The organism is Streptomyces sp. NPDC097619 (genome assembly GCF_040302735.1).
Classification (GTDB): Bacteria; Actinomycetota; Actinomycetes; order Streptomycetales; family Streptomycetaceae; genus Streptomyces.
On record NZ_JBEOSD010000084.1, the window covers coordinates 1 to 15,119 of the forward strand.

13 protein-coding genes are annotated in these 15,119 nt (G+C 75.2%); 10 read left to right on the forward strand and 3 right to left on the reverse strand.

Translation table 11 applies throughout. From position 1 onward, the window contains the following. Window positions 1-66: 66 nt before the first annotated feature. Both ABTZ17_RS22215 and ABTZ17_RS22220 read right to left on the reverse strand, forming a co-directional pair. Window positions 67-468 (reverse strand): rodlin, encoded by a 402-nt coding sequence (locus tag ABTZ17_RS22215; protein ID WP_352197416.1) that lies wholly within the window; start codon window positions 466-468, stop codon window positions 67-69. 165 nt (window positions 469-633) lie between these two features. Continuing rightward, complete coding sequence (locus tag ABTZ17_RS22220; protein WP_352197417.1) at window positions 634-888, reverse strand: chaplin; 255 nt, start codon at window positions 886-888, stop codon at window positions 634-636. A 174-nt stretch (window positions 889-1,062) separates the two neighbouring features. Between ABTZ17_RS22220 and ABTZ17_RS22225 the strand changes: the two genes are divergently transcribed. The 9 genes from ABTZ17_RS22225 to ABTZ17_RS22265 are packed head-to-tail and all read left to right on the forward strand — an operon-like array spanning window position 1,063 to window position 12,066. Further along, window positions 1,063-2,253, forward strand: a complete 1,191-nt coding sequence (locus ABTZ17_RS22225; protein ID WP_352197418.1) for a DUF3344 domain-containing protein — start codon at window positions 1,063-1,065, stop codon at window positions 2,251-2,253. 21 nt (window positions 2,254-2,274) lie between these two features. Then, window positions 2,275-3,471 carry a glycosyltransferase gene (locus ABTZ17_RS22230; RefSeq protein WP_352197419.1) on the forward strand — a complete coding sequence of 399 codons (1,197 nt, stop codon included), beginning with the start codon at window positions 2,275-2,277 and terminating at the stop codon, window positions 3,469-3,471. Then, complete coding sequence (locus tag ABTZ17_RS22235; protein ID WP_352197420.1) at window positions 3,468-4,982, forward strand: sugar transferase; 1,515 nt, start codon at window positions 3,468-3,470, stop codon at window positions 4,980-4,982. Before ABTZ17_RS22230 ends, ABTZ17_RS22235 begins: the two co-directional genes overlap by 4 nt. Window position 4,983: 1 nt before the next feature. Next, window positions 4,984-6,423, forward strand: a complete 1,440-nt coding sequence (locus ABTZ17_RS22240; protein WP_352197421.1) for an O-antigen ligase family protein — start codon at window positions 4,984-4,986, stop codon at window positions 6,421-6,423. A 17-nt stretch (window positions 6,424-6,440) separates the two neighbouring features. Next, window positions 6,441-8,177: a murein biosynthesis integral membrane protein MurJ gene (gene murJ / locus ABTZ17_RS22245; RefSeq protein WP_502994788.1), complete on the forward strand. Its 1,737-nt coding sequence runs from the start codon at window positions 6,441-6,443 to the stop codon at window positions 8,175-8,177. After that, on the forward strand, window positions 8,167-8,940 hold the full coding sequence (locus tag ABTZ17_RS22250; protein WP_352197423.1) for a polysaccharide deacetylase family protein: 774 nt from the start codon (window positions 8,167-8,169) through the stop codon (window positions 8,938-8,940). The genes murJ and ABTZ17_RS22250 overlap by 11 nt, the downstream gene beginning before the upstream one ends. After that, window positions 8,937-10,151, forward strand: a complete 1,215-nt coding sequence (locus ABTZ17_RS22255; protein WP_352197424.1) for a glycosyltransferase — start codon at window positions 8,937-8,939, stop codon at window positions 10,149-10,151. Before ABTZ17_RS22250 ends, ABTZ17_RS22255 begins: the two co-directional genes overlap by 4 nt. An 8-nt stretch (window positions 10,152-10,159) precedes the next feature. Then, on the forward strand, window positions 10,160-10,900 hold the full coding sequence (locus ABTZ17_RS22260) for a YveK family protein (protein WP_352197425.1): 741 nt from the start codon (window positions 10,160-10,162) through the stop codon (window positions 10,898-10,900). Next, complete coding sequence (locus ABTZ17_RS22265; protein ID WP_352197426.1) at window positions 10,897-12,066, forward strand: GNAT family N-acetyltransferase; 1,170 nt, start codon at window positions 10,897-10,899, stop codon at window positions 12,064-12,066. The genes ABTZ17_RS22260 and ABTZ17_RS22265 overlap by 4 nt, the downstream gene beginning before the upstream one ends. Before the next feature lie 77 nt (window positions 12,067-12,143). On the opposite strand, the gene ABTZ17_RS22270 is transcribed toward ABTZ17_RS22265, so the two are convergent. Then, on the reverse strand, window positions 12,144-13,592 hold the full coding sequence (locus ABTZ17_RS22270; protein WP_352197427.1) for a glycoside hydrolase family 26 protein: 1,449 nt from the start codon (window positions 13,590-13,592) through the stop codon (window positions 12,144-12,146). A gap of 149 nt (window positions 13,593-13,741) precedes the next feature. Between ABTZ17_RS22270 and ABTZ17_RS22275 the strand changes: the two genes are divergently transcribed. After that, complete coding sequence (locus tag ABTZ17_RS22275; protein ID WP_352197428.1) at window positions 13,742-15,058, forward strand: carboxylate--amine ligase; 1,317 nt, start codon at window positions 13,742-13,744, stop codon at window positions 15,056-15,058. Window positions 15,059-15,119: the final 61 nt, after the last annotated feature.

The following is a 15,119-nucleotide window of genomic DNA, read 5'->3' on the forward strand; positions in this document are numbered from 1 at the left end:
GTGGCGGTGAGGTGGAGGCGGGCGGCCCCGCTGGTCCCCGTCCTGGACCGGGTGGCGCTGGTGGGGTCAGCTGCCCACGGAGCCGTTGCCGGACAGCACCGGGATGTTGTCCAGGATGTGCGAGAGCGGCTCGTCACCCTTGGCCTGGGTGGAGTTCTCGGTGCACTGCTGGGTCTGCGGCGCGGACAGGATCGGGATGTCCTGGACGCCGACGTTGACCAGGGCCAGCACGGACTGGACGTTCGCCTTGGCCGGCAGCGCGACACAGGGCTTGTTCAGGGAGCCCTGGATGAGCGCCATCTGCGGGCTCATGTTGCCGTAGGTGGCCTGGTTGCCGTAGATCTGCGAGGCCCCGTTGCCGTTCACGGTGTTCACGCCGTGGTCGTTGCCGATGGCCATCGCCTGGGTGGCGCCCATGCCCACGACGGAAGCCGCGACCGCCGCCGTGGCCATCATCTTCTTGATCACTGTCGTCCCTTTTCTGCAAGATTGCCCGGTAACAGAAGCAACCGGATCAACTGCCCGGTCCTGGTTCGGGTTGCGTGTGTTCACCCGAATGGCCGCGCCGGACGGTTCCGGGCCCGGTGGTGTCGGACTCCCCGTTCGGCGCTTCAACTGCCCTTGAACGCAGGGCTACTTGTTGATGCAGGTGTTGCCGAAGGCCGGGTTCAGGAACCCGATCACGTTGACGGTGTTGCCACACACGTTCACGGGCACGTGCACCGGAACCTGGAGCAGGTTGCCGCTCAGGACACCCGGAGAGCCCTCGGCGACCCCGTGCGCGCTCGCGCCGCTGCCGTCGTGGGCGGAGGCCGCGCCCGCGCCGCCCATCAGCACCGCAGCACCCGCGACCGCCAGCGTCGCGCCACGGAACAGCCTCTTCTTCATCTCCGTATTTCCTTTCGGTTCGAACAATGGTGCACCCCCATAACGACCCTCCCTCTCCGAGGGTGCGCGCTATCGCCCAAAAGGCCGTACAGCTGTGTCCGGCGTGATTTCCCTCCGGATTTCTGACAAAGTGCACTCCTGTTTTGACGCCTTGATCGAAAATGGAGACAGGGTATGCCGAAGGCCGTGAAGTCGGGGCAGGCTGCAAAGTCGTCGGGGCGTACGGCCTTCCGTGCCCTGGCCGCGCTCACCGTCCTCGGCCTTTCCGCGGCCCTGCCGGTCGCTTCGGGCGACGGCGCCACCGCGGTGGCCCGGTCCGGTCCGACGGCGGGGGCCTTCCGGGAAGCGGCCCGGCTCCCCTTCACCCAGCGCTACCGCGCGGTGCAGCACGGCGGGCTGGTCCGGGCCTCCAACGCGGGGATCAGCTGCGGGCGCCGGGCCGCCGACGACTCGCGCACCTGCCGGGCCGTGAAGCGGGGCGCCGCCGGGGTCAACGAGGACTTCGACATGTTCTACAGCGACCTCGACCGCGACCCGAACACCTACAACTCCACCCGGGCCGAGCTGAAGGTGCCCGCCGGTGCCCGCATCACGTACGCCCGCCTGTACTGGGGCGGGAACCTGCGCGTCGGGGAGCAGAAGCCGCCGGAGGACAACGGTCGGGTGCTGGTGGCGGAGCCGGGCGGGGAGTACAAGGAGGTCCTGGCCGACACCGTGGTCGGGCACCGGGACGCCGCCGACAGCGACGCCTACCAGGCCTCGGCGGACGTGACCCCGCTGATCCGGGCCCGCGGGGCCGGGGTGTGGACGGTGGCCCAGCTGAACATCGCCATGGGGCAGTCGGAGGCCGGCGCCTGGGGCGGTTGGACGTTGGTGGCGGCGTACGAGCACCCGGACGAGCCGCTGCGGGAGCTGTCCCTGTGGGACGGCTTCGAGCGGGTCGAGGACCGCGAGGCGCCGGCGGCGGGCACGGAGGGTGAGGAGGCCGCGGGGCTGACCCTGCGGCTCGACGGGCTGAGCGTGCCCGCCGGCGGGGCCGGTCGGGCCGGGTTCGTCGCCTACGACGGGGACCGGGGTGCGCTCGGGGATTCGCTCGGGGTCACCGCGGACAGTGGGCGCCGGGTGCGCCTGAGCGATGCGGAGAACCCTTTCAATGATGTGATGAATTCTACTATCACAGAATTCGGCCGACCCGGTTTCCAGCGCCGGCCGGAACACGTGAACACGCTCGGATATGACGCGGACGTATTCGATCTCGCTCCCGCTCTGTCCGGGGGCGCCCGCAGCCTGAGCTTCAGGTTCGGCGCCGAAAGCCAGGGATATGTCCTCGGCGTGCTCTTCGTACAGGCAGACGCACGCCGCTGAACCGTACGGAGATCACTCCTCGTGCAGTCAGGCTCGCACCCCCACACGCAGCCCTCGGCGGCCGACCGGCCGACCGTCCTCCATCTCGTCCAGCCCGTCGACGGCGGGGTCGCCCGCGTGGTCGTCGACCTCGTCCGGGCCCAGACCCGTGACGGTCTGCGGGCCGTCGTGGCATGCCCCCCGGGCGGGGCGCTCGCCGAGGGCGCCCGGGACGCCGGCGCCGAGGTCCACCCCTGGCGGGCGGGCCGCGCCCCCGGCCCCGGGCTCGCCGCCGAGACCCTGGGCGTCGCCCGGATCCTGCGCCGGACCGCCCCCGACCTGTTGCACGCGCACAGCGCGAAGGCGGGCCTGGCCGGTCGGCTCGCCGCCCGCGGTCGGATCCCCACCGTCTTCCAGCCGCACGCCTGGTCCTTCGACGCCGTCGGCGGCACCACGGCGGCCCTCGCCCTGCGGTGGGAGCGCTTCGGGGCCCGCTGGGCCGACCGGGTGCTCTGCGTCAGCGAGTCCGAACGCCGCGCGGGGGAGTCCGCGGGGATCGACGCCCGCTGGTCGGTGATCCGCAACGGCGTGGACCTCGAACGGTTCCGCCCCGGAGACGGGGAGGAACGGGCCGTGGCCCGCGCCGCCCTGCCGCTGCTGTCCCAGTCCTCCCCGCAGGGACCGCTCGCCGTGTGCGTGGGCCGGCTCTGTCAGCAGAAGGGCCAGGACCTGCTGCTCCGGGCCTGGCCCGAGGTGACCGGGCACGCCCCCACCGCCCGGCTGGTGCTCGTCGGCGACGGCCCCGACGCGGAGCGGCTGCGCCGTTCGGCCCCGCCCGGAGTGCTCTTCGCCGGAGCCGCCGCCGACATCAGGCCGTGGCTTCGGGCCGCCGATCTCGTTGTACTGCCGTCGCGCTGGGAGGGCATGGCGCTCGCCCCGCTCGAAGCCATGGCCTGTGGCCGACCGGTCGTGGTGTCCGACGTCAGCGGGGCCCGCGAGAGCCTGCCGCCCGGCCAGGCACCCCTGTGCCTGGTGCCGCCGGAGGACCCCACGGCCCTGGCCAAGGCGCTGGGACGGCTGCTCGCCGAGCCCCGGCTGCTCGACACCTTGGGCGGCCAGGCCCGGGAGCACGCGCGGACGGAGTTCGACGTGCGGCGCACCACGGCCGCGGTCACCGGGCTGTACCACGAACTGCTGGGCCGGAAACGGCCCTTGACCGAGGAGCGCAACCGCCGATGACCATGGAGAGCGCACACGCGCCGCACGCCGGACGCAAAGGCGCCGGACCCGCCGCGGGGGCGGCAGCCCGGAGCGCCACCGTCCGGCCGGTGCCCTCGATCCACCCGCCCCGCGCCCCCCGGACCGAACAGGCCCGGCCCGCCGTCCGCCCCCAGCGGACCCGGCGCCGCAGCGGTGTGCTCCCGCTGGTCACCGCCGACGTCCTGGCCACCACCGTGACCGTCGCGGCCCTGCCGGTACCGGGCCTGCCGACGGAGGCCGCCGTCCCGATGGCCGCCGCGCTGGCCGTCCTGCACGCGCAGGCCGGGCTCTACCGGCCCCGGCTCTCCCCCTCCGCCCTCCTCGAACTCCCCGCCCTGCTCGGCCGGACGGCCGTCCTGTGGTGCGCGGCCGCCGCCCTCGTCGCGACCGCCGGGCCGACCCTCGCCGGCTGGACGGCGCTGGCCGGCGCCGTCGCCGCCCAGGCCGTGCTGGTCTGCGCCGCCCGGGGCCTGGTCCACCTGGGCCGCCGCCGCACCGCCCTGCGCCACCCGCGCTCCACGCTCGTCGTCGGCCCCGGACCCGGCACCCGCGCGGTGGCCGCCGCCCTCCTCGGCCGCCCCGAGTACGGTCTGCGCCCCGTCGGCCTGGCCGACCCCGCGGCCGTCGCGGGTCAGGACCCGGAGGCCCTGCCGGTCCTCGGCAGCCACGAGGACGTCCGCCGGGCCGTCATCCAGAACTCCGTCCGGGACGCGGTGTTCACCCGCCCGCCCGAGGCCGACGAGCGGACCGCCGCCCTGGTCCGCCTCTTCCGCGACCACGGCTGCCGCCTCTGGCTCGCCGACCCCGCGGGCACCGCCAAGCTCACCGGGATGCGGGTGGCCCACCCGCAGGACCACCTGTGGGGCTACGCCGTGCAGCCGCTGCTGCCCCGCCGCGGCCGGCCCGTCGAACGCGCCGCCAAGCGCCTGATCGACGGCCTCCTCGCGGGCCTGGCGCTGCTCGCCGCCGCTCCCGTCATGGCCCTGTGCGCGCTGGCCGTACGGCTCGCCGACGGACCGGGCGTGATCTTCCGTCAGGAGCGGGTCGGCCTCTACGGGCGGCCCTTCACCCTGCTGAAGTTCCGCACCCTGCGGCCGGCGGACGAGCACGAGTCCGCCACCCGCTGGACCGTGGCCAACGACCACCGGATGAGCCCCGTCGGCAGCTTCCTGCGCAAGTCCTCCCTGGACGAGCTGCCGCAGCTGTGGAACGTGGTCCGCGGCGACATGAGCCTGGTCGGACCCCGACCCGAACGCCCCTTCTTCGTCGCCAAGTTCAGCACCATCCACCCCGGGTACGAGGCCCGGCACCGGATGCCCGTCGGGATCACCGGACTGGCCCAGATCAACGGACTGCGCGGGGACACCTCCATCGAGGACCGGGCCCGCTTCGACAACCACTACATCGACACCTGGACCCTCTGGCAGGACCTGTGGATCCTCGCCCGCACCGCCGCCTCCTTCTTCCGCTTCCGGCTGGGGGGCAGCTGACATGAGCCTCCTCACCGCCCCCCTCCCGCCGGCCGCCGGACCCGACGCCCCCCTCCCCGGGGACGGCCCGGCCCCGGCCGGCCGGCCCGCCGCCGTCGAACTCCTGCACAGACACTGGCCGTTGCTCCCCCTGGCCGGCACCGTCCTGCTCCTGCTGCTGCCGCTGCCCGCCGGGGACGCCACCGCCTCCGGCAAGGTCGGACCCGCCGACGCGGCCTCCCTCCTGCTGGTCCTCGTCTGCGCCCTCCAGGCCCTGCGCGGCCGGGTCCGGCCGCTGACCGGCACCGCCGCCCTGGTGCTGGCCCTGCCCGCCGTCGGGCTGGCCGTGGCCACCGTCACCGCCGGGGACCCGTACACCGCGCTCCCCGGCTTCGTCCGCTACCTCCAGGTCTTCGTGCTCGTCCCCGGGGCCGTGGTGCTGCTGGTACGCGACGCCCACGAGTTCCGGCTCGCGGCGGGCTGCTTCATCGTGCTGGCCCTGGTCCAGGGAGCCGTCGGCGTCTTCCAGTACGCCACCCACACCGGGGCCTCCTACCAGGGCGAGGACATCCGCGCCGTCGGCACCTTCGGCCCCGGCGACGTGATGGGCATGGCCACCGTGGTCGCCTACGGACTCCTCGCCGCCACCGCCATGGCCCTGGCCCCCGAGGGACTCCTCGGCCGCCGGGCCCGCCTGCTCACCACCCTCGCCGCCCTCGCCCTGGTGGTGCCACTGGTGCTCTCCTTCAGCCGCGGCTCCTGGATCGCCACCGCCGCCGCCGGGCTCGTGGTCATGCTGCTGGCCGGGGTGCGCCGCGCCCTGAAGGTGCTCACCGCGCTCGTGGCCGCCGGGGTCGTGCTCGTCGGCGGTTTCGGCGTCGGCTCCGCGATGATGGCCGAACGCCTCACCAGCATCACCCAGGTCGGCAGCGCCCCCGACCAGTCCGTCACGGACCGGTACACCATGTGGGCCGCGGCCACCTCCATGTGGCAGGAGCGCCCCGCCACCGGGGTCGGCCTCAAGGGCTTCCCCGCCCACCGCGACGGCCACGCCACCCTCGGCCTCTCCTCCGGCAGCGACACCGCCGGCGCCGGCCAGGGCTACGTCCGCCAGCCCCTGCTCTCCCCCCACAACATGTACCTGCTGGTCCTCGGCGAACAGGGGCTCGTCGGACTCACCGCCCTCGCGGGCGGCTGGGCCGTGCTGCTCGTCGCCGGACTGCGGCGCCTGATCTCCCCCGACCCCGCCGGCCGACTCTCCCGCGACTGCGGACTGGTCGCCACGGGCCTGCTGATCTGGCAGCTCACCGACTTCCTCTACGCCGACATCGGCGGCCCCTCCACCGTCCTCACCGGCGTCATCATCGGCCTGGCCGGCTGGTGGGCCCTCGCCCCCCGCACCCCCGACACCCCGCTCCCCGTCCTCCCCGCCGCGCCCCGCGACGGAGCGCCCGCGCGGTGACCGACACCACGCCCGCCATGGGCGTCCAGCGGCCCGCCCCCGGCCCCGCCACGGGCCCCGGGGGCGGGCCGGTGCTGCCCTTCAAGGAGCCGCCCCGGCCGGCGGGTCCGCCCCCCGGGGAGCCCGCGCCCGAGGGCAAGCCGGAGGCCCCCGCCCCCCTCGGACGCTTCCTCGCCAAGGCCGCCGCCGTCACCGCCGTGCTGACCGCGGCCGGGGCCGTCCTCGGACTCCTCCGCGACCAGACCATCGCGCACCTCTTCGGCGCCGGACCCGACAGCGACGCCTTCCTGATCGCCTGGACCGTCCCCGAAATGGCCTCCACCCTCCTCATCGAGGACGCGATGGCCCTGCTGATGGTCCCCGCCTTCAGCCACGCCCTGGCCCGCCGGGCCGCCACCCGGGCCGGTCTGACCCGCCGGGAGGCCCGCGCCCAGGACCCCGTACGGCTCCTCGTCGGCGCCACCCTGCCCCGCCTCGCCCTCGTCCTGGCGGGCGTGGCCCTGGTCCTGATGCTCGCGGCGCCCCTGGTGGTCGGGCTGCTCGCGCCCGGGCTGCCGGACCCGGACCTCGCCGTCCAGTGCACCCGCCTCACCTCGCTGACCGTGCTGACCTTCGGCATCGCCGGCTACTTCAGCGCCGCCCTGCGGGCCCACCGCAGCTTCCTGCCGCCGGCCTCCATCTACGTGGCCTACAACGTCGGCATCATCGGCACCATGCTCACCCTCCACAGCCTGTGGGGGGTGCGCGCGGCCGCCGCCGGCGTGGCCGTCGGCGGGCTCCTGATGGCCCTCGTGCAGCTGCCCGGCTTCCTCCGGCACGTCGGGCTCGGCCGGCCGCGCCTGCCGCGCACCGGCCGCGCCGACCGCCGGGCCCGCGACCGGGACCGGCCCACCCTCCTCGCCCTCGGCGTCCTCGCCCCCGTGATCTGCTTCGCGGTCTTCCGGCAGTCGCAGGTGCTCGTCGAACGCTTCCTCGCCGCTTCCCTCGCCCCCGGCGCCATCTCGCACCTCAACTACGCGCAGAAGGTCGCGCAGATGCCGATGGTGCTCTCCCTGATGATCTGCACCGTCACCTTCCCGGTGGTGGCCCAGGCCATGGCCGGCGGGGAACGCGAGAAGGCCCGCCGCCGCGTGGAACAGGACCTCGCCCTCGCCTCCATGGCCGTCCTCATGGGGACCGCGCTCGTCATCGGCTACGCCCCCCAGATCATCGAAGTCCTCTTCGAACGCGGTGCCTTCACCCACACCGACACCCTCGCCACCGCCCGGGTCATGCGCGTGTACGCCCTCGGCCTGCTCGGCCACTGCCTCGTCGGCGCCCTCAGCCGGCCCTTCTTCGCCACGGCCAAACCCACCTGGTTCCCGATGGGCGCCATGGCCGCCGGCCTCGCCGTCAACATCCTCGCCGGCGCCCTGGCCGTCGGCTGGTGGGGCACCTACGGCATCGCCGCCGCCAACGCCGCGGGCATCAGCACCACCGCCGCCCTGCTGCTGTACGGCATCGGCTCCCGCGTCATCGCCATCCAGGTCCGCCGCGTCGCCATCAGCCTCGGTCGGCTCTCCGTGGCCGCCGCCGCGGCCTGCGGCACCGGCTGGCTCGCCGGCCCGATGATCCCCGACCCGCTGCTCAGCACCGTCCTGGGCTGCCTGCTCGTCCCCGCGATGTTCGCCGCCGCCGGGATGGCCATGCAGGCCCTCGACCTCAACGCCCTGCCCACCCAGCTCACCCAGAGGTTCACCCGTCATGTCCGCTGACACGGCGACCGCCGGTGCCCCGATCGCACCCCGCAGCCGCAGCCCCAGAACGCCCTGGGTGCTCATGTACCACTCGGTCGCCGAGTTCACCGACCCCGCCGAGGACCCGTACGGCATCACCGTCACCCCGCAGGCCCTCGACGCCCAGCTGGGCTGGCTGCGCTCCCGGGGCCTGCGCGGGGTCTCCGTCGCCGAACTCCGCGCCGCCCGGGCCGCCGGCCGCGGCGCCGGACTCGTCGGCCTGACCTTCGACGACGGCTACGCCGACTTCCTCGAACGGGCCCTCCCGATGCTCCGCCGCCACGACTGCACCGCCACCTTGTTCGTGCTCCCCGGCCGGCTCGGCAGCGACAACGTCTGGGACCCGCTCGGCCCCCGCAAGCACCTCCTGACCGCCGACGGCATCCGCGCCGTCGCCGCCGCCGGACAGGAGATCGGCTCCCACGGCCTCCTCCACCGGGACCTCACCGCCGTCCCCGACGACGTCCTCCTCCAGGAACTCGAAGGCAGCCGCGACCGCCTCAAGGAGATCACCGGCACCGCCCCCCAGGGCTTCTGCTACCCCTACGGCACCGTGGACCGCCGCGTCACCGAGGCCGCCCGCGCCGCCGGCTACTCCTACGCCTGCGCCATCGGCCCCGGCCGCCTCGGCGGACCGCACGCCATGCCCCGCACCCACATCAGCCAGGCCGACGCCGCCGGACGACTGCGCGTCAAGCAGCTCCGGCACCGGCTGCGCTCCCTCCGCGGGGCCCACGCGTGACCGCCCCCGCCGCCGGCCTCCGCCCGGGACGGGAGGTCCGGGTCCTGCACGTCATCACCGGACTCGGCATCGGCGGAGCCGAACAACAGCTCCGGCTGATGCTCCGCCACCTGCCCCTGCACAGCGAGGTCCTCACCCTCACCAACCCGGGCCCCGTCGCCGACGGACTGCGCGCCGACGGGATCCGCGTGGTCCACCTCGGCATGACCGGCAACCGCGACCTCGGCGCCCTGCCCCGGCTCACCGGCTTCATCCGCCGCGGCGGCTACGACCTCGTCCACACCCACCTCTACCGGGCCTGTGTCTACGGCCGGCTCGCCGCCCGCCTCGCCGGGGTCCGGGCCACCGTCGCCACCGAGCACTCCCTCGGCGAGGCCGAACTGGAGGGCCGCCCCCTCACCCGCGGGGTCCGCGCCCTCTACCTGGCGACCGAACGCCTGGGCAGCGCCACCGTGGCCGTCTCCGAAACCGTGGCCGACCGGCTCCGGGACTGGGGCGTGCCCGCCGCCCGCATCCGGGTGGTGCCCAACGGCATCGAGGCCGCCCGCTACCGCTACGACCCGGCCGCCCGCGAGGCCGTCCGGGCCCGGCTCGGACTGCCCGTCGGGGCCTTCGTGGTCGGCGGCGTCGGCCGGCTCGTCCCCGGCAAGCGCTTCGACTCGCTCGTGCGGGCCGTCGCCGCCCTGCCCGGCGCCCGTCTCGTGCTCGCCGGGGAGGGGCCCGAACGCCCCGCCCTGATGCGGCTCGCCGCCGAACTGGGCGCCGAACGCCGCGTCCACCTCCTCGGCGAACTCGACGCCCTCGGCGGCGGGACCGAGGGGGCCGCCGACGGCCCGCCGTCCGTCCCCGCCCTGCTCTCCGCCGTCGACGTGTTCGTCTCCCCCTCCCGGGAAGAGGCCTTCGGGCTGGCCGTGGTCGAGGCCCTGGCCGCCGGACTGCCCGTCCTGCACGTCACCTGCCCCGCCGTCGACGACCTCCCCGCCGACCAGGCCCCCGGCGCCCGCCGCATCGGCACCGGCACCGAGGAACTCGTGGCCGCGCTGCGGGCCCGGCAGGAAGCGGACCGGCACCGCCTGCCCCCGCCGCCCGTGGTCCACCGCTACGACATCGCGCACAGCGCCGAGCGCCTGCTCGACGTGTACGCGCACGCCCTCGCGGCGGCACCCGCCGCCGCCCGTACCGCCCAGCCCGCCCTCCCCACCGAGAAGTGAGCCCGAACATGGCCGAGTCCGCCGCCCCCAAGTCCGCCCCGCGCGAGGCCGCCGCCCGCACCGGCAGAGTGCGCCCGCGCCTGCTCCCCCCGCCGGCCTGGTGGCCGCTGCCCGCCTGCGCCCTCCTCGGGCTCGCCGGCGGCGCGGCCTACGGGGTCCTCAAGACCCCCGAGTACGCCGCCACCAGCTACGTCGTCGCCGTCCCCGGCGAGGAGACCGACCCGGCCATCGCCCTCGGCTTCTCCCAGGCCTACGCCCGCATCGCCACCGGCCAGTCCACCCTCGCCTACGCCCAGCCCCGCGCCGGGGTCTCCGCGAAGGAGCTGCGCAGCCGGGTCCGGGCCGAGACCTCCCCCGAGTCCCCGATGATCGCGATCACCGGCACCTCCGCGAAGCCCGGACAGGCCGCCGACATCGCCAACGCCGTGGCCGACGCCCTCACCCTCAGCAGCAACCAGCAGGCCAAGAACACCGGAGTGCAGCTGCTGCTGTTCGCCCAGGCCGTCACCCCCGACGAGCCCGCCTCCCCGTCCGCGGCCATCGGCGCGGCCGTCGGCCTGTGCGCGGGCGGCCTGGTCGGCGGACTGGTGCTGCTCGCCCGGCCGCGCCCCCGCCGCCGCGAGGAGGACACCACCGCGCGGGCCGCCGCCCCCACCGGCTACCCGGCGCACACCCCGCTGCCCTCCCCGGCCCACGGCGGGGCCGCCGAAGCCGCCGCGGTCGCCGCGGCGAAGGAGCCGGTGCGATGACCGGCTGCTCCACGGGGGCCGGGGGGACCCGGGAGCTGTCGGTGACCCTGTGCCGGGACCCCCGCCAGTTCGCCGCCCTGGAGGAGCAGTGGAACGGGCTGCTGCGGGCCTGTCCCACGGCCACCCCTTTCCAGAGCCACGCCTGGCTGCACTCCTGGTGGCTGTCGTACGGACGGGACGGGCGGCTGCGGATCGTGCTGGTCCGCCGGGGCGGGGTGCTCGTCGGCGCCGCCCCGCTGATGCTCGTCCACCGGCCGCTGCCGCTGCTGGTGCCGTTGGGCGGGGGCATCACCGACTACTTCGACGTGCTCGTGGACGAGCGGTACGAGAAGGCGGTGGTGCCCGCCCTGGCGCGGGGACTGCACCGGGCCGCCCGCGGCGCGGTGGTGGACCTGCGCGAGGTGCGGCCCGGGGCCGCCGTGGAGCGGCTGGCGGAGGAGTGGGAGGGCACGGTGGACACCCTGCCGGACTCCGCGTGCGCGGAGTTCCCCGTCGCGCCCTTCGAGGACCTGGTCAAGCGGATGCCCTCGGCGGGGGCCCAGCGCACCCGCGCCAAGCTCCGCAAGATCGACGCCCTGGGCATCGAGGAGCACCGGGTCTCCGAACACGAGGTGCCCGGCACCGTGCGGACCATGCTGCGGCTGCACGAGAAGCAGTGGCGGGGCCGCGGGGTGACCCCCGAACACCTGCGGCCCCGGTTCGCCGAGCACCTGACCCGGGCCACCCGGCGCATGGTGCGCAGCGGTGACGCCCGGCTGACGGAGTTCCGGCTGGAGGGGGAGGTGGTCGCCGCCACCGTCACCCTGATGTCACCGGGCCTGAGCGGGGGCTACCTGTACGGGGCGGACCCCGAGCTGCGGGCCAAGAAGGTGGACGTGGCCACCATGCTGCTGCGCTACGAGGCGCGACACGCCCAGGCCGAGGGCCGGGGCGTGCTGAGCCTGCTGCGCGGGGACGAGCCGTACAAGCACCACTGGCGGCCGGAAACGGTGGTGAACCGGCGGTTCCTGCTGGCCCGGGGTTCGCACGCGGCGCTGCTGCGGCTGCACGGTTCGCGGGTGTCCGGGCGCGAGCGGGCGGTCAGCGCGCTGCGGGAGGCGCTGCCGGCGGCCCGCGATTGGCGGAACCGGATCAACGAGTGGCGTGCGGACGGTGCGAGGCGCTGATGGCACGTACCCGTGGGGCGGCCCGCCCCGGCCCGGGAGGGCCAGGACGGGCGGCACGGTCGGTCCGGCGGGACCGGCTAGAAGGGCCAGAAGTCCTCGTCCCAGTCGATCTTGACGCAGACCTTCTGCTTGCCGACGAGGCCGGAGAGCCAGTCGTCGAAGTCGAGCGGCACGCACCATTCCTTGTCGTTGACGGGCGGCTTCGGCTCGGCGGGCGGCTCCGGCGCGACCGGGGGCAGCGAGGGCTTCGGCGTGACCGGGGGAACCGGCGGGACCGAGGGCTTGGGTGTGACCGGCGGGACCGGGGGCACCGAGGGCTTCGGTGTGACCGGCGGCTCGACCACGGGCGGGGTGGGGACGGGCGGAGTGGGGACGGGCGGGACCACCGGGGGCACGGGGAGGCTCGGGCTCGGCGGGACCGGGCTCGGGACCACCGGGCTGGGGACCGGCGGGGTCGGCACCACGGGTGTGGGCGCGGGCGGGGTCGGGACGACCGGCGGGCTGGGGACCACGGGCGGGGTCGGGATCGGCGGCACCGTCGGCTCGGGCCGCGGCCGCGACATCAGCTCGCGGAAGACCTGCGACGAGCGCGGGTTCTGCCCGCACTGCCACACGCCGTGCGGGCAGTAGTCGGTGATGGTGTGGTACAGCGGCTTCTGCTGGTCGATCCAGCCCAGCATGCGGCGCATGTACTCGGGGTTGTCCCCGTGCCGGAACAGGCCCCACTCCGGGTACGAGATCTGTTTGCCGTGTGCGCGCGCGAAGTCCACCTGGTCGCGGAGGCCGAAGGGCTGGGTGATGTGCTCGTCGAAGCTACGGCCGGGCGCCTGGTCGTAGGAGTCCATTCCGATGATGTCGACCACGTCGTCGCCGGGGTAGCAGCGGGTCCAGCCGATGGCGTCGGTGCCGCGGTTCGGGGCGAAGTCGAAGCGGAACTCCTGGCCGGGCACCGAGCGCATGGTGGTCACGATGCGCTTCCAGTACGCCTTCCAGTTCTCCGGGTCCGGACCGCAGCGGTGGGTGTAGGTGATGCCGTTCATCTCCCAGCCGAGCACGATCACGGTGTCCGGGATGCCCAGGGAGACCAGCCGCTCGGCCAGCCGCTTGAAGTGGACGTCGTACCGGCCGTCGGCGCCGGCCCGGATCAGCCGGGCCACCTCCTGGTCGGGGACCCCGGCCTCGTTGCGTTCCTGCATGGGGACGTTGAGGACGAAGAGGCGGTCCTCCTTGGCCTTGCGCCACCGCGCCCAGTCGTCGAGGAAGTCCGCGCGGCCCTCGATGTTGGACCACAGGTCGCCCGGCAAGTAGGTGTGACCTACGCGGAGTTCCCGGCCGCCCAGCCAGCTCGACAGCTCCTTGATGCGGGCCACTCCGGGGGCGCCGTAGTGGAGGTAGGCCCCGACGGCCGTGGTCGAAGACCGCTGCGGTTCGGTGTCGGGGGCCGCGAGCGCGGCGCCGGTGGCGAGGATCCCGGCGGTCACCGTGCCGATGCAGGTGCTCGCCAGCCTGCGGCGTGGATTGGACATGGCGTCTCCTGAGCTTCCCGAATCGGTGCGCTTGCCAACGACGTTAGGCATCAGATCCGACGAATGGCCTGTCCGGATGGCGTGAGGTAGGCCATTCGCGATTGCGCACCCCCTCTGCTTGGTCCGACTAGGTGAAAGACAGCCTTCCCATGCACGTGTTCGCCACGGATGTCCCCGTTCTTCTGCTCCGCCTCGACAGGAACCCCTTCCACCACGGCACCCTCGGGGCCGTCAGATCCCTGGGCCGGGCGGGTGCGGAGGTGCACGCGGTGGTCGCGGACGGGGGCGGGCCGGTGGCCCGCTCCCGGTACCTGCGGGCGGTGCACCGGGGGCCGGCGGGGGAGCCGACCCCGGAGGCCGTGACGGAGTGTCTGCTGCGGGTCTCCGAGCGGATCGGACGGGCCGCGGTGCTCGTGGCCATGGACGACCTGAGCGCCATCACGGTGGCCCGGATCGCCCCGCTCCTGACGGACCGGTACCTGTGCCCGGGGCAGCCGGCGGACCTGCCCGCCCTCGTGGCGGACAAGGCCGAGCTGGCCGGGCTGTGCGCCCGCTGGGACATCGGGCACCCGGAGACGGTGGTGCCGGCGGACGAGGCGGAGGCGGCCGCCGCGGCCTGGCGGCTGGGGCTGCCCGTGGTCGCGAAGTGGAGCCGGCCCTGGCTGCTCCCGGCGGGCTCGGGGCTGCGCTCCACCACCCTGCTCACCACGGCGGCCGCGGCCCGGCGGCTGTACGCGCGGACCGCGGAGGCGGGCAGCGGGCTGCTGCTCCAGCGGTTCCTGCCCGGCGGCCGGGGCACCGACTGGTTCTTCCACGGCTGCTTCGCGGAGGGGGGCCGCCCGCTGCTGACCGGGGCGGGGCGCAAGGAGCTGTCCTGGCCGGTGCGGACGGGACTGACCGCGGTGGGACGCTGGGTGCCGGATCCGGCGGTGGAGCGGGCCGGGCTGCGGCTCGCCGAGCGGCTGGGCTACGCGGGGATCCTCGACCTGGACTTCCGACGGGACCCGGAGGGCCGGCTCCGGCTGCTGGACTTCAACCCGCGGCCGGGGGCGCAGTTCCGGCTCTTCACGGACGGGGCCGGGCTGGACGTGGTGCGGGCCCTGTACCTGGATCTGACGGGTCAGCGGGTACCGGCGCAGGCCGGCGGCGCGGGCCGACTGTTCGTGGCGGAGAACTACGCGCTCCTGGCGGCCGTTTCGGTGCCGCGGGAGGCGCCCCGGCCGGGGGCGGCGGCGGTGGAGGCCGCCTGGTTCGCGGCCGACGACCCGCGGCCCTTCCTGGCGATGGCGGGGAGCTTCGTGCTGCGCGGGGCGGAGAAGGGGGCGGGCCGGGTGTGGGGCGCCCTGCGCGGGGGCCCGGCGCAGGGCCGCGCCGCGGCGGGCGCGCGCACGCCCCGGCAGCGGGGTGAGCAGGGGCCGCTCGGCCCGGACCGGGACCGCCCGGGACGGACCACGGCGGCCCGGTGAGCGCGGGACGGGCGGACCGGTTCCGGTCCGCCGGGCGGTACGGCGGGGGCACAGACGGAGC